The organism is Bradyrhizobium sp. BRP23 (assembly GCF_020194135.1).
Lineage (GTDB): Bacteria > Pseudomonadota > Alphaproteobacteria > Rhizobiales > Xanthobacteraceae > Bradyrhizobium > Bradyrhizobium yuanmingense.
In genome coordinates, this window is record NZ_JADYVW010000008.1 from 375,457 (window position 1) to 395,869 (window position 20,413).

The following is a 20,413-nucleotide window of genomic DNA, read 5'->3' on the forward strand; positions in this document are numbered from 1 at the left end:
GGTTTGAGCAATTCCTAGAAGTGGCTGTAGGACAGCCGCGTCAAAAGCAGATCCTGGCCCTGCCCGTCCAGGAAGCGCAGCGGCTTCTGCCCCTCCGTGATGGTACCGATTGCGGTCACGGCAACGCCGAGGGACTGCCCCGCGGCAATCAGCGTCTCGCATTGTGCCGGCGGAACGGTGCAGAGCACCTCGTAGTCGTCGCCCCCGGCAAGCAGCGTCTCGACAGACGCGACGTTGCGGGCGCGAAGGCCGGCTGCCGCGGCCGAGAGTGGCAGGCTCGTCACGTCGACCGAAGCCGCGACCCCGGAGGCGGCACAGAGCTTGGTCAGATCACCGGCGAGGCCGTCGGAGACGTCCATCGCCGCGGTGGCATGATCGCGCAGGGCCGGCGCCAGCACGTTGCGTGGCTGCGGCACCCGATAGCGCGAGACCAGAAAATCCCGTGCCGCGGGATCGGAGGTCAGCGCGCTGGCGGTAGCCCCGCCTTTGAGCACGTCGAGGCCGAGCGCGGCATCGCCGATCGTGCCCGTGACCAGGACGCGGTCGCCCGGCCTTGCGCCGGTGCGGCCGATCATCCGCCCCTGAGGCACACGGCCGAAGGCGGTGATCGAGATCATCTGCGGGCCCGGCGTCGACACCGTGTCGCCACCGAGCAGAGGACAAGCGAAGGTCTTCGCATCATCGCCCAGCGCGTCCGCAAAGGGACGCAGCCAGGCATCCTCCTTGCTGCGCAGCGCCAGCGTCAGCACGAAGCCTGCCGGCGTCGCTCCTTTCGCCGCGAGATCGGACAGGTTCACCCGCAGCGCCTTGCGCGCGATGGTGTCAGGCGGATCGCCGGCAAGATAATGCACGCCCTCCACCACCGCGTCGGTGGTGACGACGATGTCCTCGCCGGACGAGGACAGCACCGCCGCGTCGTCGACCAACCCGAACGCGCCGGGATCGGTCGCCAGCGGCTTGAAATAGCGCGCGATGAGGGAGTCTTCGCCGGAGGGATTTTGTGTGGTTTCCATCGGCGTCAGCCCCATCCACCGCTGTCATCGCCCGGCTTGACCGGGCGATCCAGTATTCGAGAGACAGTCGTGTTAGCCCGATAGGCCGCGGCGTACTGGATCACCCGCCTTCGCGGGTGATGACGACGGAGAATGGGGCAGTCGTCTCGCATCACTTCACCGCCCTCGCGGGAAACTACCCCCGCCCGAACTCGTCGCCGCGAAACTGGCGGCCGATCTGGTCGAGCACGGCGTTGACCATGCCGGTTTCCTCGCGGTCGACGAAAGCATTGGCGACGTCGACATATTCGGAGACCACCACCCGGCCCGGCACGTCCTTGCGATGCTGGAGCTCATAGGCTCCTGCCCGCAGCACTGCCCGCAGGATCGCCTCGATCCGCTTGAGCGGCCAGCCCTTCGACAGCGCCTCGTCGATCAGTGGATCGAGCTTCTTCTGGTCGCGCACGACGCCGGAGACGACGTCGCGGAAAAAGGCGGCTTCCGCCGGCAGATACGTCTCGCCCTCGACCTCGTTGCCGAGCCAATGGCTTTCGAATTCGGCAAAGATGTCGTTGATGCCCGCACCGGCGATGTCCATCTGGTACAGTGCCTGCACGGCTGCGAGCCGTGCCGCACCGCGCCGGTTCGCCTTCTTCTCGACAACGCCGGTCGGCTTCTTGGTGTTATCGGCCATGGCTTCAGGCCCGCGCCAGGCGGCGTTTAATGCGCAGCATCGCAAGCGCGGCGCGCGCGGCATCGCCGCCCTTGTTGAGCTCGCTGGCACGCGCCCGCGCCCAGGCCTGCGCCTCGGTGTTGACGGTGAGGATGCCGTTGCCGAGCGGCAGCTTCCGCGCCACGGCGAGGTCCATCAGCGCGCGCGAGGATTCCTGCGAGACGATCTCGAAATGAATGGTGTCGCCGCGGATCACGCAGCCGAGCGCGATCACCGCATCATAGGGCCTGCCGTTCGCCGCCGCGGCATCGACCGCGATGGCGACTGCCGCGGGGATCTCCAGCGCACCGGGAACCGTAATGACGTCGTGGGTCAGGCCGGCCGCCTTCAACTCGGCCACCGCGCCGTCCAGCAGCGCATCCTGGAGATCGTCATAGAACCGCGCCTCGACAATCAGCGCGCGCGCGCCGGAAATGTCGGTCTGGTCCTTCAGGGGTGCGCGCCGCGCGTCTGCCATCGTTCAATCCGTTTCGAAAGGGGTCGGCGCTATGTAGTCGCCGGAAGCAGGTAAGCCAAGTTCTAAGAGACCGTCATTTCCGTCAGCCGCGCCGCGTAGCGGGCCATCAGGTCGACCTCGATATTAACCTCATCCCCCGCCTTCCAGCTGCCGATCGTCGTAACATCAAGCGTGTGCGGTATGATCAGCACCGAAAAGGTCACGTCTGCAACCGTATTGATCGTCAGCGAGACGCCGTCGAGCGTGATCGAGCCCTTGGTGGCGATGAACCGGGCCAGCTCCCGCGTCGTCGAGAGCACGAAACGCGCCATATCCGGCAAGTCCTCGCGGCTGACGATGGTTGCAATGCCATCGGCGTGGCCGGCGACGATATGGCCGCCGAGCTCATCGCCGATCTTCAGCGCGCGCTCGAGGTTGAGCCTGGTGCCGACCTTCCAGTGCTTGGCCGTCGTCAGCGCCAGCGTCTCGGCCGCGGTATCGACGTCGAACCACGTTCTGCCGTCTGCGATGCCCGAGGCAACCACGGTCAGGCAGACGCCGTTGCAGGCGATCGAGGCGCCGTCCGCAATCGTGCTCTGATCGTAGCGGCAGGCGATCCGCAGCCGGTGCAGCTGCCCCGGCGCCGTTGGCGTGAAGCTGACGATCTCGCCGATATCGGTGACAATGCCGGTGAACATTACGCGCGCTCGTAGATGGTGAGAGTATCCTTGCCGCAGGTCTCGCTAGCATGAACCTTGTAGGCCGGCGACTGCGTGATTTTCGACAGGGGCAATGCATCGAGCGCATCGACGCCGCCTTCGCCGACCGCTTCCGCTCCGCGGAACAGCCAGACCTCGTCGACGAGATCGGCCGCGACGAAGGACGCCGCAACACGGCTGCCGCCCTCGACCATCAGCCGCGTGATGCCCTTCTCCGCCAGCGCATGCAGCACGGCCGAAAGATCGAGCCCGGATGCACTCCCCGGAGGCATGCGCATGATTTGCGCACCGGCCGCGCCAAGGCGCGTCGCGGCGGCCGCTTCCGCAAGCTCGGAAGCGATCACCCAAAGCGGCGTCTCGCGCGCGGATCGAACCAGCTGGCTCGATGCGGGAATGCGCAGGCTCCGGTCGAGCACCACACGCACCGGCGAGCGCGCCGCCATGCCCGGCAGGCGGCAGTTGAGCTGCGGATCATCCGCCAGCACCGTGCCGATGCCGACCAGGATGGCATCGCTTTGCGCGCGGAGCAGATGCACGCGGTTGCGTGCCGCCTCCCCCGTGATCGCAAGCGGCTTGCCGCCGGCCGCACCGATCTTGCCGTCAGGCGAGACCGCGAGCTTCAGGATCACATGAGGACGCTGGTCCCGGATGCGGCGGAAATGGCCGGCATGGTCGAACGCGGCCTCCGCCGCGCACAGACCGACGTCCACATTGATGCCGGCGGCGCGCAGGCGCGCATGGCCCTGGCCCGCAACTTCCGGATTGGGGTCCTCGATCGCCGCCACCACGCGCTTGATGCCGGCGGCGATCACAGCATCGGCGCAAGGCGGCGACTTGCCGAAATGAGAGCACGGCTCCAGCGTGACGTAGAGCGTGGCACCCCGCGCTGCTTCGCCCGCCCGCCGCAACGCCTCGGGCTCACCGTGCGGACGTCCGCCTGCTTGCGTCCAGCCGCGGCCGACGATGACGCCGTCCTTGACGATGACGGCGCCCACGGCCGGATTGGGCCAGGTCCGGCCCTGCCCGCGCCGACCGAGCGCAAGCGCCAGCTCCATGAAACGGCGATCAGCATCCTTGGCCTCGCGGGCCTTCTGCGCGAACTGGTCTTCCAGAATGCGGAAGATCATTTGCGGATCGCGGCGAGCCGCGCTTCCTCCTCGCCGGAGAGCTCGCCGAGCACGTCGGCGAAATCCTTGGCCTCGCGGAAATTGCGGTAGACCGAGGCAAAGCGCACATAGGCGACGTCGTCGAGCGTGCGCAGATGCTCCATCACGGTCTCGCCGATCACCTCTGAGGAGATCTCGGCCTCGCCTCCGGTCTCGAGCTCGCGCACGATGGTGGAGACCATCTTCTCGACGCGCTCCGGCTCGACCTGCCGCTTGCGAAGTGAGATCTGCACCGAGCGCATCAGCTTGTCGCGATCGAACGGCACGCGGCGGCCGTTGCGTTTGATCACCGTGAGCTCGCGCAGCTGTACGCGCTCGAAGGTGGTGAAGCGGAAATTGCAGGCGACGCACACGCGCCGCCTGCGGATCACGGACGAGTCCTCGGTCGGACGCGAGTCCTTCACCTGCGTATCGAGACTGTTGCAGTTCGGGCAGCGCATCCGTGTGACCTTTATTTTCGCATGATCTCTTCGGAAAACCGGTACCCACTTTTCCGGATCATGCGGCGCCTTACTGGTAGATCGGGAACCGGTCGGTGAGCGCCTTGACCCGTTCCTTGATCGCAACTTCCACCAGCGGCGCCTTGCCGTCGGAGGATTGCGCGATCGCATTGAGGACCTCGGCGATCATGCCGCCGACCTGCTGGAATTCGGCCACGCCGAAGCCGCGGCTGGTCGCAGCCGGCGTGCCGAGCCGAATGCCCGAGGTCACAAAGGGCGATTCCGGGTCGAACGGAATGCCGTTCTTGTTGCAGGTGATGGCGGCGCGAACCAGCGCCTTCTCCGAGACGTTGCCCTTCAGGCCCTTCGGCCGGAGATCGACCAGCATCAGATGATTGTCGGTGCCGCCGGAGACGATATCGAGACCATGGCCCTTCAACGTCTCGGCCAAGGCCTTGGCGTTCTCGACGATGTTCTTGGCGTAGACCTTGAAATCCGGACGCAGCGCCTCGCCGAAGGCGACCGCCTTGGCTGCAATCACGTGCATCAAAGGACCGCCCTGCAGGCCCGGGAAGATCGCCGAGTTGAGCTTCTTGGTCAGCGTCTCGTCATTCCACAGCATCAGGCCGCCGCGCGGACCACGCAGCGACTTGTGCGTCGTGGTGGTGGTGACGTGCGCATACGGCACCGGGGAAGCATGCACGCCGCCGGCGACGAGCCCAGCGAAATGCGCCATGTCGACCAGCAGGTAAGCGCCGACGCTGTCGGCGATCTCGCGGAAACGCTTGAAGTCCCAGGCGCGCGAATAGGCCGAGCCGCCGGCGATGATCAGCTTCGGCTTGACCTCTTCGGCCTGCTTGGCCACCGCATCCATGTCGATGATCTGGTCCTCGCGGCGCACGGTGTAATGCGCGGCCTTGAACCACTTGCCGCTCATGTTCACGGGCGAGCCATGGGTGAGATGGCCGCCGGCGGCGAGATCGAGACCCATGAAGGTGTCGCCCGGCTGCAGCAGCGCCAGGAACACCGCCTGGTTCATTTGGCTGCCGGAGTTCGGCTGCACGTTGGCAAAACTGGCGCCGAACAGCTTCTTGGCACGATCGATCGCAAGGTTCTCGGCGACGTCGACCCACTCACAACCGCCGTAATAGCGCGCGCCCGGATAACCTTCCGCGTATTTGTTGGTCATGACCGAACCCTGCGCTTCCAGCACGGCCCGGCTGACGATGTTCTCGGAGGCGATCAGCTCGACCTCGTGGCGCTGCCGACCGAGCTCACCCTTGATGGCGGCAGCGATTTCCGGATCGGCCTGCTCGAGCGAGGCGGTGAAAAACGAATCGGGCGCGGAGGCGGACTTGGGTGCGGTCATCTTGCGAATATCTCCACCGCCGCAGCCTTTTGGCGGGCTACGGGCGGGTCTGGTGTGGCGGTCGGAAGCACGCGCGATCTACCACATCGGCCGACCGCGGCCAAGCATTTGCGGGTCGGGCCTGATATTTATGCAAGATATGGTGGGATTGGAGGTTTTCAGCCCGGGAGCGGTCTTGCGAGATCCGCTCCCCGTCAATATCCGGGTGGGGCCGCTTTGGGCCTTATTTCTTGCCAGCTGCCGCCGGGGCAGCCGGCGTCGTTTTACAGCCCGGTATACCCCGCCTTCACGGGGTCGACGCTGCCGTCGAGCTGGCGCAGATAGGTCAGGCCGCAGACCGTCAACCTATGGGTGTCGGTCTCGCCGGCTTCCATCAGGATGTTGAGGTAGTTCGTGACCTTTTCACGCGCCTCGGCGCTGGCCGCCGCGGTGCGGTTGGCGAGCAGGTCGTAGGTCTGCATGATGCGGTCGATGGCAGCTTCCATGGCATCCTCTGGTTGGTCGGGATCTTGGGGGTTTTGATCAGGCAACCGCTCTGGCCTCGGTCTGCGCCTGGAACCGGGCGATCGCCCTGTTGGCCAGCCTGATCTTGTTGAATTCGCCCTGCTGGAGCAGCTTGACGATCAGGTGAAGCAGGCGGTCGTCGGTGACGAGAGTGTCTGCGCCGGAGCGGCGAAGGTAGTTCGCGGCGATGGCGTAGGCCTCGCTGACGAGTTCCACGTTCATCACCCGAAGCCCGCGCTCGACCAGCATCGCCGTTTCTCCGATCCGAAGAAGATAAGCGCCGAGCCCGGAACTGGTTCCTGGCTGCCGGGGGGATTTTTTCGCAGGTGCAAAAAAAATACAACGCACCGGTCCGGGGCAACTCCGGACCAGCGCGCTTGGGGAAGTCAGGCAGGTTCGGGAGGGCTGCCGGTCTTGTTGCGGGCCGGCTTCGCCCAGATCCCTTTAGAACTCAGAGGCGATAGAGGATCTGGTCGGTCCAGAACCGCTCCAGGCGGTGCAGCGACTTGTTGAGGGTCGCAAACTCGTCGCCGGAGATGCCGCCGACCTGCTCCACCGTCTTGACGTGCTTCTGGTAGAGCGCATCGACGATGCGGCGGACTTCCTGGCCCTGCGGGGTCAGGCGAATGCGCACCGAGCGGCGATCGACGCGCGAGCGCTGATGATCGAGGAAGCCGAGCTCGACGAGCTTCTTCAGATTGTAGGAGACGTTGGAGCCGAGATAGTAACCGCGCGTGCGCAATTCGCCCGCGGTCAGCTCCTTGTCGCCGATGTTGTAGAGCAAGAGCGCCTGGACCGAGTTGATGTCCGCGCGGCCGCGGCGATCGAATTCGTCCTTGATCACGTCGAGGAGCCGGCGATGCAGCCGCTCCACCAGAGTCAAAGCTTCCAGATAGAGCGACTGCACCGAACCCTGCTGGCCGGAGACGCGCTCTGCGGTATCTGCCGCAGTTGCGACGGCTTTCATCATGACACTTCCCCTGTTGTCGTTTTTATCGACACTTATTCGACGAAACTTGTGTCCCGTCTGATAGGTGCAACTTAAGAGGGGCGTTTGAAGATCGGCTTAAATAAGAGAATAAAGAGATCATGAATTTAAGACAGTGAATTGCGCATTAAGCCTGTGCCACAAGTACTTTTTGAAAGCCTCTGTTGACCTTCGCAAGGTCCTGTTCACCCTCCGTCCGCCGCTGTTGTCGCATTCCAGAACAGCCCCGCCCCGTTTCGAAACGCACGCGTAAGAGCTGTGGCGGAACCGGCTGGTCAATGAAAACTTACCGCGAATTTTAGGCAACCAGCGGTCAACCAAACGCAACATTCTCCTGTCCCGGACAAGCGCAGCAAGCGGCGCGCAGACCCGGGATCCCAGAAGCCAAAAGCGAGATATCGGAAAGATGGGCCCCGGCTCTGCAACGCATCACGCCGCAAACTTCGGCGTGCTGCATTGTCCGGGCACGAGAGCGTGAGCGTGAATCTCTGCGCGCTACGGCGGCCGCTCGCGCGCGGCCATCCAGGCGAGCGCAAGATAAGCGGCAAGCATGAAGACCTCGACGCCGACCACGACGAGGCTGCCGCCGTAGATTCCCGGGAACATCAGCTCGATCACGGCCATCGACACCACGGTCGTCAGCCACACCACCGCGCCCCAGGGCGTCGCCAGCCAGAGGCCGACGGCGGCGACGAGCTCGATCACCGCGAAGTAGACCGTCGCGGCCTGCCAGGCCATCGACTGGTTCTCGAACGCCTCGTCCTCGCCGCCGACGAAGCCCGTGACCTGCGCCCAGTGATAGAGGCCTTTCAGGATCGAGAGCAGCGCCATCACCCGCAGGAACAGCACCAGCCGTCGGGTCCAGACATTGTCGTCGGACTCCGAGCGCTCCGAGGAGATCGCCGCCACTGAGAGCGCGCTCTCTCGGGCAGTGTCACGGGCAGCGTCCCTGGCATTGGCGCCGCCTTGGGCCGCATCGCGGGTGGAGATCTCGGACATGGCCCCTTCTGGCTGCTTCGGCCCGCAAAATCAATCGGCTGCCCAAGTCAGGTTCAGATCTGCCTTGCGGCAGGTCAAGCCGCGGTGACGGGAACCATGCGAGCTGGTATAAGAATAATTCCAGCCGGAGGAAGAGTGATGGCGATCAAATACGGACGTCCGATCGAATTGCGCGACGTTTCGCGCCGGGACAGCACGGCAGTGCCGCATGCCCTCGATCTGACCGTCCGTCCGCGCCGCAACCGCAAGGCCGAGTGGGCCCGGCGCATGGTGCGCGAGAACGTCCTCACCACCGACGACCTGATCTGGCCGCTGTTCCTGATCGACGGCACCAACAAGCGCGAGCAGGTCGCCTCGATGCCCGGCGTCGACCGCCTCAGCGTCGACCAGGCCGTGCGCGAGGCCGAGCGCGCGATGAAGCTGACCATCCCCTGCATCGCGCTGTTTCCCTACACCGATCCGTCCCTGCGCGACGAGGAAGGCTCGGAAGCCACCAACCCGAACAACCTGGTCTGCCAGGCCGTGCGCGCGATCAAGAAGGAGTTTCCGGAGATCGGTATCCTCTGCGACGTCGCGCTCGATCCCTTCACCAGCCACGGCCATGACGGCCTGATCTCCGACGGCAAGATCCTGAATGACGAGACGGTCGCCGTGCTGGTGCGTCAGGCCTTGGTGCAGGCCGAAGCCGGCTGCGACATCATCGCGCCCTCCGACATGATGGACGGCCGCGTCGCCGCGATCCGCGAGGGGCTGGACCGCGCCGGCCTGCTCGACGTGCAGATCATGGCCTATGCCGCGAAATACGCCTCCGCCTTCTATGGCCCGTTCCGCGACGCCATCGGCTCGGCCAAGACGCTCACCGGCGACAAGCGCACCTATCAGATGGATAGCGCCAACACCGATGAAGCGCTGCGCGAGGTCGAGCTCGACATCGCCGAGGGCGCCGACATGGTGATGGTGAAGCCCGGCATGCCCTATCTCGACGTGGTCCGCCGCGTGAAGGACACGTTTGCGATGCCGACCTTCGCCTATCAGGTCTCCGGCGAATACGCGATGATCGCCGCAGCCGCGAACAACGGCTGGCTCGACGGCGACCGTGCCATGATGGAAAGCCTGCTCGCCTTCAAGCGGGCCGGCGCCGACGGTGTGCTGAGCTATTTTGCGCCGAAGGCAGCGGAGAAGCTGCGGGGCCAGACGTAAGCTGTCGTAGGGTGGGCCAAGCGAAGCGGGCCCACCGATTCATCCATCGTGTAAGTCGGCGGGCAATGGTGGGCACGGCGCAAGCGCGCCTTTGCCCACCCTACAGGACCGCCCGATCACCGCCCCCGAATCGCCGGAATATTTCGGCTTGCTGCCGCCCGCGCGCCCTTGGCACGGGCATGGCCTGTTCCCATGTCCTGCGAGGGGAGCTTCGCTGGGAGAACGGACCATGTCGTACAACTCGGGCAATTCAGGCGGCTGGCGCAATGACGGCGCCATGCAACCGCATGCCTACGACCCTGACCTGCATCCGGAACTGTTCCGGGGCGTCGCGACGCGGCGGGTGTTCGCCTTCCTGATCGACATGGTCGTGATCTCGGTGCCGGTGATCCTCGGCTACATCTTCATCGCCTTGTTCGGCGTGGTCACCCTCGGCATCGGCTGGGCGCTGTTCTGGATCGCCTGGCCGGCCTCCGTGATCTGGGCTATCGTCTATTACGGCGCCAGCATCGGCGGTGCGTCCTCCGCCACGGTCGGCATGCGCCTGATGGACCTGGAGCTGCGCACCTGGTACGGCGCGCCCGGCTACTTCGTGCTCGGCGCCACCCATGCCGTGCTGTTCTGGGTGACGGTCTCGTTCCTGTCGCCGTTCGTGGTGCTGGTTGGCCTGTTCAACGGCCGCCGGCGCCTGCTGCACGATTTCGTGCTGGGAACGGTCGTGATCAACAATTCGGTTCGCATACCCGCACCGCAGGCGGCGCGGACGTGGTGAGCTAATCGATTGACCGGGGGCTTTTGGAGCGCGATGCTGATGCCTGTTTCGGAGGCCCACGACGTCCCTTGACCCAGCACTCGCGCGACACCCCCCAGTTTTACCTCACGGCGCCCTCACCCTGCCCGTATTTGCCGGGCCGACATGAGCGCAAGGTGTTCACGCATCTGGTCGGGGACCGCGCCGGTGACCTCAACGACCTGCTCACCCATGGCGGTTTCCGCCGCAGCCAGTCGATCGCCTACCGTCCCGCCTGCGACCAGTGCCGGGCCTGCGTCTCGGTCCGGGTCATCGCCAACGAGTTCCGCCCCTCGCGCAACTTCCGCAAGGTGATGGCCCGCAACGCCGACATCATCGGCGAGCAGCGCAGCGCGGTGCCGACCTCCGAGCAATATTCGGTGTTCCGCGCCTATCTCGACGCCCGCCACCGCCACGGCGGGATGGCCGACATGACCGTGCTCGACTACGCCATGATGGTCGAGGACAGCCACGTCGAGACCCGCATCATCGAATACCGCAAGCGCGGCCCCGACAGCGGCATCACCGGCCGCGGCGAGGAGCTGATCGCCGTGGCGCTCACCGACGTCCTCAGCGACGGCCTGTCGATGGTCTATTCGTTCTTCGATCCCGGCCAGGTCAGCCGCTCGATGGGCACCTTCATGATCCTCGACCACATCGCCCGGGCCCGCCGGCAAGGGCTGCCTTACGTCTATCTTGGCTACTGGATCGAGGGTTCGAAGAAGATGGACTACAAGGCCCGCTTCCTGCCGCAGCAGCGCCTCGCCCCGTCAGGCTGGCTGCGCATTGACGCGCAGGGCGACACGGCCTCCGAGCCGCAGGATTAGCGAATGGTGAGTGGCGAGTAGGAGAACGACCCCACTCGCTACTCGCCATTCGCCACTCACTCAAAGAACGTATCTGCCAGCAACTTCAGATTCAAAATCACGATGATGCCCGCGACGATCCAGGCGACCGCGGCAACCGACATCGGGATCGCGAACTTGCCCATCTTGCGCCGATCCGAGACGAAGCGCACCAGCGGGATCACCGCGAAAGGCAGCTGCATCGACAGCACGACCTGGCTGAACACAAGCAAATCCGCGGTGCCGCGCTCACCGTAGATCGCGGTGACGATGATCACGGGAATGATGGCGATGCCGCGGGTCAAGAGGCGGCGCGCCCAGCTCGGCAGGCGCAGGTCGAGAAAGCCCTCCATCACGATCTGGCCAGCGAGCGTCGCGGTGACCGTCGAATTGAGGCCCGAGGCGAGCAGCGCCACCGCGAACAGCGTCGAGGCGATGCCGAGGCCGAGCAGCGGCGACAGCAGTTCGAACGCCTGCTCAATCCCGGCCACGTCGGAGTGGCCGCTCTTGTGGAAGGTCGCAGCAGCGACGACAAGGATCGCGGCGTTGATGAACAGCGCCAGCATCAGCGCGATGGTCGAGTCCGTCGTCGCCCATTTGATCGCTTCGCGCCGGCCGGTGTCGTTGCGTTCATAAGCGCGCGTCTGCACGATCGAGGAGTGCAGGTAGAGATTGTGCGGCATCACGGTGGCACCGATGATGCCGATCGCGATGTAGAGCATGTCGGAATTGGTGAAGATCTCGCTCTTGGGCACGAAGCCCCGCAAGACCTCTGCCACCGGCGGAGCCGCCGCCGCGATCTGCACCGCGAAGCAAACGGCGATCACCACCAGCAGCGCGATGACGAAAGCCTCCAGGAAGCGGAAGCCCCGGTTCATCAGCAGCAGCAGCAGGAAGGCGTCGAGGGCTGCAATCAATGCGCCGCCGATCAGGGGAATGCCGAACAGCAGCTTCAGCGCGATCGCCGTGCCGATCACCTCGGCGAGATCGCAGGCGATGATGGCCGCCTCACAGGCGAGCCAAAGCAGGAAGTTCACTACCCGCGGATAGGAGGCGCGGCAGGCCTGGGCGAGATCGCGGTCGGTGACGATGCCGAGCCGAGCCGCCAGCGACTGGAGCAGGATCGCCATCAAGTTCGAGATCAGGATGACGGAGAGCAGCGTGTAGCCGAACTTCGACCCGCCGGCGAGATCGGTCGCCCAATTGCCGGGGTCCATATAGCCGACCGAGACGAGGTAGCCCGGCCCGACGAAGGCCAGCAGCCGGCGCCACCAGCGGCCCGCGGCGGGAATGGCAACGGTGGAATTAACCTCAGCGAGGCTTTTGGTGGTGGGCGCATCAGCGCGCCAGCCGGCGAGGTCGGGAGTTATGTGGGGTGATCGGGCATCCATATCGGCAGAATACCCAAGTTCATTCTTATTGCAACTCATTTGCAACTGCATCTAGCGGCGGGCATTCCCGCCGCCGATCGCGGAAATCGCCTCTTGTCGGGAAGCGGGTGGGTTTGGTGGTCATCGGGGGCCAACATTGGCGCAAATTCGCCTCTACGGGATATGCGCCATGTCAACGCCGCCTCGCCTTCCTGACACTTTCAACCGCCTCGCCTGGTCCAATCTCGCAGCGCAGTCGGCCGAGCAGATCGCGCTCGCGGCAGCGCCCATCGTCGCCGTGCTGACGCTGGGGGTGGCCGAAGGCCAGACCGGCCTGCTGCAGACCGCGCTCACCCTGCCCTTCGTCCTGTTCGCCATCCCCGCCGGCGTGTTTGCAGACCGAATTTCCCGCCGCAGGCTGATGGCGAGCGCCGAGGCACTGCGGGCGGTGGCGCTCGCGGCCGTCGTGCTGCTGCTCACGCTGGGAGCCCTCAACCTGCCGCTGCTGGCCCTGCTCGGCTTCGCCGCCGTGTGCGGCACCGTCGTTTACAGCGTGGCAGCACCGGCGCTGGTGCCCTCGCTGGTGAGCTCCAACTTGTTGCCGGCGGCGAATGCGCGCATCGAGCTGGCGCGCACCATCGCCTTCGCCAGCGGGCCTGCACTCGGCGGTGCGCTGGTTGGGTGGTGGGGCGCGAGCCCGGCGTTCGGCTTTGCCGCGGCGCTCTCGGCCATCGCGGTCGTGCTGCTCTCCGGCATCTACGAGCCCGCACGTGCGCCGGCGCCCCGGCGGCATCCGCTCCAAGAGATCCGCGAGGGCGCGGCCTTCGTGTTTCACCATCCGCTGCTGCGGCCGGTCTTCATCACCCAGTTCATCTTCAACACCGGCTGGTTCCTGCAGATCGCGGTGTTCGTGCCCTACGCCGTGCGCCATCTCGGTCTGAGCGCCGCCGGTGTCGGCACGGTGCTGACGATGTACGGCGTCGGCATGGTGATCGGCGCGCTCCTCGCCACGCGCGTGATGAAGCGCATCGCCTTTGGCACCGTGGTGGGGCTCGGCCCCGTCACCGGCTTTGTCGCCGCCTTGGTGATGGCGCTGACGGTGCTGGTCCCCTCGCCCTGGCTCGCGGGCTTGAGCTTCTTCCTGCTCGGCGTCGGCCCGATCCTATGGGTGATCTCGACCACGACGCTGCGCCAGTCCGTGACGCCGCCGCGCCTGCTCGGCCGCGTCTCCGCCATCAACATCATGAGCTACGGCGCCCGCCCGCTCGGTTCAGTGCTGGGCGCGCTCGTCGGCGGCCTCTGGAGCGCGGAGGCATGCCTCTATCTCGCCGCGGCGTTATTCGGCGTGCAGGCGCTGGTGATCCTGCTGTCACCGGCAGTGGGACTGGACCGGCAGCCGGACATGGTGGGAGATGAGGTGGCGGCGCGGTGCTGATCACAAGTGCATTGCGAGGAGCGTAGCGACGACGCAATCCAAGGTCCCTCCGTTGAGGGACCCTCGATTGCTTCGCTGCGCTCGCAATGACGGCGTCTGTTGAGGCCGCGGAGACTAACCCGCCAGATAGCGCTCGTAGCTGCCCCTGACCGGCTCGCTCGCGTCGACTTCCGGATCGAGCGTGTAGAGATCCTGCGCGCGGCCGATGCCGCGCAGCGCGTAGCGGCCGGTGGAGACGAGGTAGCGGCGGCCGGCGGCATCTAGGCCCTTGTAGAATTCGGACGAGGCCAAGAGCTCGCGATCCACCGAGCGGCTCATCGAGGCGATGCGGCTGACCTCGTTGACGGTCGGGCCGACCACGGTGAAATCAAGCCGGTCCTCGCTGCCGATATTGCCGTAGAAGACCTCGCCGACATGCAGGCCGATATAGGCTGACGTGGTCGGACGGCCCTCCGCCGCCCGCCGTTCGTTTAGCGCAGCGACATTCTTGCGGAACAGGTGCTCGGCGCGGAGCGCGGCCCGCCGCGCATCCGCCATGTCCTCGCCCCAGAACATCGCGAGCACGCCGTCGCCGATCAGCTTCAGTACGTCGCCGCCGGCTTCGTGGATCGGATCGATCACGGCCTGCGCATAGTCGTTGAGGAACGGGATGATCTCGTCGGGACCGATGCTCTCGCTGATGCCGGTCGAGCCGCGCAGGTCCGAATACCAAAGCACGGCATTGATGCGCTCGGTGACGCCGCGCGAGATGCGCCCGCGCAGCACCTGCTCGGAGGCGTCGCGGCCGAGATAGACCCGGCCGAGCGTGCGCGCGATGTCGACCTGCTGCGCCGACTTGATCGCGAGCCCCAACACCGGAACCAGATCGCGCAGCGCTTCCAGCTCCAGTCCGGAGAACCCGCTCGCGCGGCGGGTGGTCCAGCAGGAATAGAGGCAATCCATCAGGCCGAGCGCCCCGTTCTCGCCGAAGCGGTGGACGAAGGCGAGATAGTGCTTGTGGCCCTTCTCGGCGAGCTCGCCGATCTGCGAGAAATCCATCGACGGCGCATCGGCGAGATCGATCACCATCTCGTCGTGGCCATTCTCGAGCATGTGGAAGAACACCGAGCGGCGCCAGCTCTTGGCGGCGTCGCCGTCGGCGGTCGAGCCGTATTCGAAGGCATCGCTCTCGTTGCTGGGACGATCGCTCCAGCGGAAGCCGCGGCCTTCATAGATCGGATGCAGCGTGTCGATGACGACGAGGCCACGCGACAGTTCCAGCCCCTCGGCGCAGCAACGCTCGCAGAAGCCGCGGAGCAGTTCAATTTCAGGCAGGCCCGTGAGCCCCTGGCCGGTCAGCCAGTTCATCAGCGTAAGGCGCGAGGTCAATTGCATGCGCCATTATGGCGTGCATTCGTGACGAGCGGAAGCGGGGTATCTGCATACAACCCAAAGGCTCCCCGCCGGCAGCAGGTCGAATATGCCGCAGACGCGGTTGACGCGCTCTCGCCGCGAGCTGCAAATGCGCCGATGACACGGCCGATCAGAAATACGGGGACATGACCCAGCGCCAGCTTCCGATCATCCTGGCGCTCGGCACCACGCAGACCCTCGCCTGGGCCTCCAGCTATTATCTGCCGGCGCTGCTCGCCGATCCCATGGGACGCGAGCTCGGTGTCTCCTCCAACTGGATCTTCGGTGCGTTTTCGGCCGCGCTGGTGATCTCCGCAATGCTGGGCCCGCGCATTGGACGGCAGATCGATCTCGTCGGCGGCCGTCAGGTGCTGTCGGCGTCCAACGTGACCATTGCCGCCGGCCTCGTGCTGCTTGGCATCTCGCAGTCGGTGATGGTGATGGCGATCGCCTGGCTGGTGCTCGGCATCGGCATGGCAATGGGGCTCTACGATGCCGCCTTCGCCGCTTTGGGGCGCATCTACGGCACCGAGGCGCGCAGGCCGATCACCGGCATCACGCTGATGGCGGGCTTCGCCTCCACCGTCGGCTGGCCGCTCACCGCCTGGGGCCTGTCGCATATCGGCTGGCGCGAAACCTGTTTTGCCTGGGCCGCTGCCAATATCCTGATCGGCCTGCCGCTCAATTTGTTCATGCTGCCGGTCATCAAGGGCGCCAAGCAGGCGGCGGCCGCGGCCGCGAAGCCGCATGTGCCGCTCGACCGCACCATGATCTTGCTGGCCTTCATCTTCGCTGCGGTCTGGACTGTCACCGGCGCGATGGCCGCGCATTTCCCGCGCATCCTGGAGGCGATGGGGGCAACGCCAGCCGAGGCGATCGCGGCCGGCGCATTGATCGGGCCGGCGCAAGTCGGTGCCCGCATGCTGGAGGCCGGCTTCCTCAGCCGCTTCCATCCGCTGTGGTCGACGCGGCTCGCCAGCCTCACCCACCCGCTCGGCGCCGTGATCGTTGCGATTTTCGGCGGCGCTGCGGCGAGCGCGTTCGCGTTGTTCCACGGCTCCGGCAACGGCATTCTGACGATCGCCCGCGGCACCCTGCCGCTGTCGATCTTCGGCCCGAAGGATTTCGGCTATCGCCTCGGCATCATCGGCGCGCCGGCACGGATGGCGCAGGCGGTGGCGCCGCTCGCCTTTGGCCTGCTCATCGACCTCATGGGCGCCAAGGTGCTGATCGTCTCATCCGCGCTCAGCCTCTCGGCGCTGGCAGCACTGTTCCTGATCCGCACCGGGCGGCGGCCAGATTGACCAGATCTGAGCTTTCGCGCACAAGCGGGCCATGAGCGACGATAACAGCCCGCCCCGCACGTTCAAAGACCTCGTGCGCTGGGCGACCACGCCGCCGCAGGCCTGGGGCGTTTATCTGCTCGCGATCCTCCTGGTCTGGCTGGTCTCGTTCTATGCCGGCACGCTGAAACCGAAGAAGACGCCGGAGGCGAGCCCGCCGACAGCAACCGCGCCGAAGAGCTAAGCCACCTTCGACTCGCTGGTCGCAATCCCGATGCCGGCGAACACCGCGACCAGCCCGGCCAGAAGATTGGGCGTGATCGGCTCGCCGATCAGCAGCGCCGCCAAGCGGCGGCGATCGGATTGACCGTCATCGTATTGGCGACCCGGGTCGGCGTCGCCCGCGCCAGCGCCATGACCCAGAGCATGAAGGCGAGCGCGCCGCCGCCGATGCCGAGATAAACGCCGGCAACCCATTGCGCCGCCGTGAAGCGCTCGAGCGCTGCAAAGCTGCCCTTCACCAACCCCGCCAGCACCAGCACGACGGCGAGCCTGTCGGCGATCTTCTGCATCGAGGCCGGCGGCGGCCGGATTGACGCTTGCCCCGATCGGATGCCCTTCCAGCTGGCGCGCTCTTCGCCCACATCACGGCGGATAGAGATCGCCATCACCTCGCTTCTCGTCCGGAGGGCTGGCTGGAGCATCGTGCACCGTCAACGGTCGCCGATCCGCAACCAATCGCGCCAGCTGCGGCGCGGCGGCGCTGGTACCGATGAGCCGAAACACCACGCCGCTTCGATTGCCCCCGGCACGTACACCCTGCAGAGCATCTGACTCGTCGCAGAACAGCGCATAGTCGGGACCAACTCGCCGCGGGAGCGGCCCGGTTCGTGCGGGGCCCGCCGACGAATAAGGCGACTTGCGTTTCGGCGCCGACAGAATGTAGCCGCCGGCCACCTGCACACCCGCGACGCTGTCCGTACCGATCCCGTTGAGGGTGCCCAGGCGAGAAACAAGCGAGCCGGTCTTGTCAAATTCCCCACCGGCATACGTGCAGCCGGCCTCGGCCGCGCGGCCCGCCTCCCATCCGGCGTCGATGAAGTACGAACGCTTCGCACCCGTGCGCATGTTCATGTTCGGATCGGTACGTGCCACATAGGCATGAACCTCGCTCCCCAACTCGATGCCCTCCACCTTGATCTTCCAATTCCCATGCTCGGGCACCATGCCGGCTCCCGCGATGGTGGGCTCGACCGCAATCAGCCACACCCTATTGTCACCCCAGTCAACGGGGGCATACGCACCGGTATAGGGCGGAAGCGCCGGTGCAGCGGGCGGCGGGGGTGGGGGACCGGGAGGCGCTGGACCGGCAGTCGACGAGGAGCTACGACCGCCGGGCGAGGTGAGCGTAACAATGACATTGTCCGTGCAGTTCTTCTTCATCCAGACTTCGGCAAAGCAGAGCACGGTATTGTCGGGGGGAAGGCGCCACGTCCATTCGACATGGTCGGGCTCTGCCATGGTTTGCCTGACGAAATGGATGTGCCCATCGCTCAGATAGTTGTTGCCGGCAGGCAGGAAGACGTCGAGCTTTGGACTTACGGAAACGCCGTCATAGTGGGTGACAAGCTCCCTCAGCTTGCCCTCGAGCTCCGACGTGCCGTTGTGAGGTCCGGTTGTCGGCCCGTAGCTGACATTGATCACCACGTTCGTTGTGCCAGAATCGACAAATGACATGATGTAATCGACTGCATCGGCGACGTAACCCTTCAGCCAGACGCCGGTCGCGTCACGAAGGCAGCTCTCGGGAAACTGCACGAACACGATATCTGCTTCGCAAGCGGGATCGGTCAGGGGATCTCCGGGCTGCCAACTTGGCGGATCGCGGCGCGCGATGCGTGCCGAGAGCGGAATGCGTCCGGCGAGGACATCCATTACATGTGCACCATGCGAGGCCTGATGCTTGAGGGTCTTGAAACCTCCACGCGCGTAGCAGCCATCCTCGTCGATCGTGTTTGCCCTCTTGTGCAACTGGATCCAGTCGTTGAGCCCAACCACGCCGGATATGGAGTCTCGAAGGAACTCGAGGCCGTAATTGAAATCGAACGGCTTCTCGCCAAAGACGTCGGCACCTACCGGGATCGGGACTCGGCCTGCGTGCTCGTTCTGATCCCAGACACCGCGCACGCGTGTCCCGGATGCGACACCCGCGATCCTTTTGACAAACTGAGCGGCCGCGAACGGACAGCCATCGTCGATCACGCCGATGAGGAGAGGTGTCGGTGGTTGTTCGCTCGCGGACCTGTTGCGCTGCGCACCCTTTTGTATGGCCGTCGGCTTCAACGGGAGGGACAGCTCGACCCGGGATACGTTGTCGTCCCACGCCCGGAAACTGTCCTTCTCGACAGCCCTTATGTAAGCCCGCATGGTCAGATATCGCGAGTTCGGGCTGGTCAGCCCGAATTCGGCGCCGAAGTCACTAGGACTCATGGCTCTCACAAAATTATCGGCCAGCCCGGCGTGCTTAAGCTCCACGAACAGAAATAGCTTGGACTCCTGCTCGTCGAAAAAATCGAAGTTCTTAAATTCGCTCGCGATTGCGTACCGGAGGTACGGGTCGAAGCATCTCGGCAATTCCTCGGCCATGGAATGCTCTCCACTTCGGTTGCAGGGACGTGTTTCCTACGGAAATCTTGTCGAAACTTCGTAGTAGGCCTTGTCCCATAGTTCCTTCATCAGGAGGGACTGCGTAACAGTCCCTCCTGTGGTTTCCGAATAGAACTTGTTGGCATTGAGCGCCTGGTCAGCATGGAAGGGATTGAAATCCGTGCGAGAGTTACTGTCGGCGTGGCTGGCGTTGAATTTGCGGCTCTTGGTTGCCGTGCTCCCGAGACAACGGCCGACGAAGTACTCGCCCAAGGCGATACCCAGCATCCGCCCTGCCATGCTGTCGACTGGAAAATGGACTCCGGCCACGACCCGATTGGTTGCGATTCGTGCGGCCTGCCGGTCGAGCTGCTCGACGATCTCCGGGAATCCGGATGTCGTCTTGTGCAGGCTCAATAGCCGTTTCAGCACGTAGGCTACCGCGTAAGCCTGCGTCGCATGTCCGCTCGGGAAACTTCCGTGTCCCGGCGTCGTGATCATCGGCTGAACCTGGGCGTTGTATTCCACGGGACGCGAGCACCCCAGCGCATGCTTGAAGCGCATTTCCACGTAAACGCAGAATTGCAGGACCATGTTGATGAGCTCGAATGTCCGCCTGGTCCTCTCGGGATGCAGGTAGACGATCGAGGACCAGAAGGCATACTGGGGATCGATCTGCGCCATGATTTCTGTGGCGCGTTCGTTGCGCAGCTCGGCCCAGCTCACGACCATCTCAATCTGGTCTTGAAACGTCGATTGGACCGGACGCCCTATCTCCGCAATCACGTATGCGGACGAGCGAACCAGGAATGCGTTCGGATCGGCGCCCGACACCTGAAGGGTGATGCCCTGCAGCATCTCCCCGACCGCTGTGTAGGCGCGCACCCACGGCTCCCAGCGATCCAATTGGGCTGGGTCTTCGATCCCCGGCAAGGCCGGCGCGTAGTAGTAAAAATACGGAGAGGTCGGTCGCTCCGGAACAACGATTGTCCCTTCGCGAGCGCGGATGAGTGCATCCACCATGATGGGATTGGCCCAGACGTCGCCGAGCGTGCCAAGTATCGCCCCACCGGCCCCTCCAGCGCCGCCCGCTCCGCCTGCACCTC

At 65.1% G+C, this 20,413-nt stretch carries 22 protein-coding genes; 6 read left to right on the top strand and 16 right to left on the bottom strand.

All coding sequences use genetic code 11. The features are described 5' to 3' along the window. Positions 1-14 precede the first annotated feature (14 nt). From thiL to I6F24_RS23610, 11 genes are all read right to left on the bottom strand, one after another. On the bottom strand, positions 15-1,013 hold the full coding sequence (gene thiL, locus I6F24_RS23560; protein ID WP_225151839.1) for a thiamine-phosphate kinase: 999 nt from the start codon (positions 1,011-1,013) through the stop codon (positions 15-17). A 175-nt stretch (positions 1,014-1,188) separates the two neighbouring features. Then, entirely contained in the window at positions 1,189-1,686 is a 498-nt protein-coding gene (gene nusB, locus I6F24_RS23565) for a transcription antitermination factor NusB (RefSeq protein ID WP_036010453.1), read from the bottom strand. 4 nt (positions 1,687-1,690) lie between these two features. Further along, positions 1,691-2,182 (bottom strand): 6,7-dimethyl-8-ribityllumazine synthase, encoded by a 492-nt coding sequence (gene ribH / locus I6F24_RS23570; RefSeq protein ID WP_036010456.1) that lies wholly within the window; start codon positions 2,180-2,182, stop codon positions 1,691-1,693. Positions 2,183-2,244: 62 nt separating this feature from the next. Continuing rightward, positions 2,245-2,859 (bottom strand): riboflavin synthase, encoded by a 615-nt coding sequence (locus tag I6F24_RS23575; RefSeq protein WP_225147201.1) that lies wholly within the window; start codon positions 2,857-2,859, stop codon positions 2,245-2,247. Then, positions 2,859-4,007 (bottom strand): bifunctional diaminohydroxyphosphoribosylaminopyrimidine deaminase/5-amino-6-(5-phosphoribosylamino)uracil reductase RibD, encoded by a 1,149-nt coding sequence (ribD, locus tag I6F24_RS23580; RefSeq protein WP_225133826.1) that lies wholly within the window; start codon positions 4,005-4,007, stop codon positions 2,859-2,861. The genes I6F24_RS23575 and ribD overlap by 1 nt, the downstream gene beginning before the upstream one ends. After that, positions 4,004-4,486: a transcriptional regulator NrdR gene (nrdR, locus tag I6F24_RS23585; RefSeq protein WP_011087793.1), complete on the bottom strand. Its 483-nt coding sequence runs from the start codon at positions 4,484-4,486 to the stop codon at positions 4,004-4,006. The genes ribD and nrdR overlap by 4 nt, the downstream gene beginning before the upstream one ends. 70 nt (positions 4,487-4,556) lie before the next feature. Then, entirely contained in the window at positions 4,557-5,855 is a 1,299-nt protein-coding gene (gene glyA, locus I6F24_RS23590) for a serine hydroxymethyltransferase (protein WP_225151842.1), read from the bottom strand. Positions 5,856-6,118: 263 nt separating this feature from the next. Further along, positions 6,119-6,340 carry a hypothetical protein gene (locus I6F24_RS23595; RefSeq protein ID WP_025036694.1) on the bottom strand — a complete coding sequence of 74 codons (222 nt, stop codon included), beginning with the start codon at positions 6,338-6,340 and terminating at the stop codon, positions 6,119-6,121. Between the two features lie 37 nt (positions 6,341-6,377). Next, positions 6,378-6,608, bottom strand: a complete 231-nt coding sequence (locus I6F24_RS23600; protein ID WP_225151844.1) for a hypothetical protein — start codon at positions 6,606-6,608, stop codon at positions 6,378-6,380. Between the two features lie 202 nt (positions 6,609-6,810). Continuing rightward, on the bottom strand, positions 6,811-7,329 hold the full coding sequence (locus I6F24_RS23605) for a MarR family winged helix-turn-helix transcriptional regulator (protein ID WP_025036696.1): 519 nt from the start codon (positions 7,327-7,329) through the stop codon (positions 6,811-6,813). A 513-nt stretch (positions 7,330-7,842) separates the two neighbouring features. Further along, on the bottom strand, positions 7,843-8,346 hold the full coding sequence (locus I6F24_RS23610; RefSeq protein ID WP_025036697.1) for a DUF6163 family protein: 504 nt from the start codon (positions 8,344-8,346) through the stop codon (positions 7,843-7,845). A gap of 138 nt (positions 8,347-8,484) precedes the next feature. Between I6F24_RS23610 and hemB the strand changes: the two genes are divergently transcribed. The 3 genes from hemB (at position 8,485) to I6F24_RS23625 (ending at position 11,163) form a co-directional block, all read left to right on the top strand. Continuing rightward, entirely contained in the window at positions 8,485-9,546 is a 1,062-nt protein-coding gene (gene hemB, locus I6F24_RS23615; RefSeq protein WP_036025484.1) for a porphobilinogen synthase, read from the top strand. A gap of 229 nt (positions 9,547-9,775) precedes the next feature. Further along, positions 9,776-10,318, top strand: coding sequence for an RDD family protein (locus I6F24_RS23620; protein WP_057029747.1), 543 nt, complete (start codon positions 9,776-9,778; stop codon positions 10,316-10,318). A gap of 68 nt (positions 10,319-10,386) precedes the next feature. Continuing rightward, complete coding sequence (locus I6F24_RS23625) at positions 10,387-11,163, top strand: arginyltransferase (protein ID WP_225151846.1); 777 nt, start codon at positions 10,387-10,389, stop codon at positions 11,161-11,163. 56 nt (positions 11,164-11,219) lie between these two features. Here the strand turns inward: I6F24_RS23625 and I6F24_RS23630 are convergent, their stop codons facing one another. Beyond that, positions 11,220-12,572 (bottom strand): Nramp family divalent metal transporter, encoded by a 1,353-nt coding sequence (locus I6F24_RS23630; protein WP_225151847.1) that lies wholly within the window; start codon positions 12,570-12,572, stop codon positions 11,220-11,222. Between the two features lie 169 nt (positions 12,573-12,741). Here I6F24_RS23630 and I6F24_RS23635 point away from each other — a divergent pair, with 169 nt between their 5' ends. Continuing rightward, a complete protein-coding gene (locus I6F24_RS23635) occupies positions 12,742-13,986 on the top strand; it encodes an MFS transporter (RefSeq protein ID WP_036014982.1) in 1,245 nt (414 codons plus the stop codon). Positions 13,987-14,100: 114 nt separating this feature from the next. Here the strand turns inward: I6F24_RS23635 and I6F24_RS23640 are convergent, their stop codons facing one another. Further along, positions 14,101-15,360: an adenylate/guanylate cyclase domain-containing protein gene (locus tag I6F24_RS23640; RefSeq protein ID WP_036014983.1), complete on the bottom strand. Its 1,260-nt coding sequence runs from the start codon at positions 15,358-15,360 to the stop codon at positions 14,101-14,103. Positions 15,361-15,524: 164 nt separating this feature from the next. Here I6F24_RS23640 and I6F24_RS23645 point away from each other — a divergent pair, with 164 nt between their 5' ends. Together I6F24_RS23645 and I6F24_RS23650 are read left to right on the top strand one after the other, a co-directional pair. Beyond that, positions 15,525-16,682 carry an MFS transporter gene (locus I6F24_RS23645; protein ID WP_225151849.1) on the top strand — a complete coding sequence of 386 codons (1,158 nt, stop codon included), beginning with the start codon at positions 15,525-15,527 and terminating at the stop codon, positions 16,680-16,682. Between the two features lie 31 nt (positions 16,683-16,713). Further along, positions 16,714-16,905, top strand: coding sequence for a hypothetical protein (locus tag I6F24_RS23650; RefSeq protein ID WP_036025490.1), 192 nt, complete (start codon positions 16,714-16,716; stop codon positions 16,903-16,905). 88 nt (positions 16,906-16,993) lie between these two features. Here the strand turns inward: I6F24_RS23650 and I6F24_RS23655 are convergent, their stop codons facing one another. The 3 genes from I6F24_RS23655 to I6F24_RS23665 all read right to left on the bottom strand — a co-directional run. Then, on the bottom strand, positions 16,994-17,329 hold the full coding sequence (locus I6F24_RS23655) for a hypothetical protein (protein ID WP_225151851.1): 336 nt from the start codon (positions 17,327-17,329) through the stop codon (positions 16,994-16,996). Beyond that, positions 17,307-19,307 (bottom strand): hypothetical protein, encoded by a 2,001-nt coding sequence (locus tag I6F24_RS23660; RefSeq protein ID WP_036014987.1) that lies wholly within the window; start codon positions 19,305-19,307, stop codon positions 17,307-17,309. The genes I6F24_RS23655 and I6F24_RS23660 overlap by 23 nt, the downstream gene beginning before the upstream one ends. 36 nt (positions 19,308-19,343) lie before the next feature. Beyond that, positions 19,344-20,413 (bottom strand): phosphatase PAP2 family protein (locus tag I6F24_RS23665; RefSeq protein ID WP_225156492.1); only part of this gene is annotated, 1,070 nt, incomplete at its 5' end.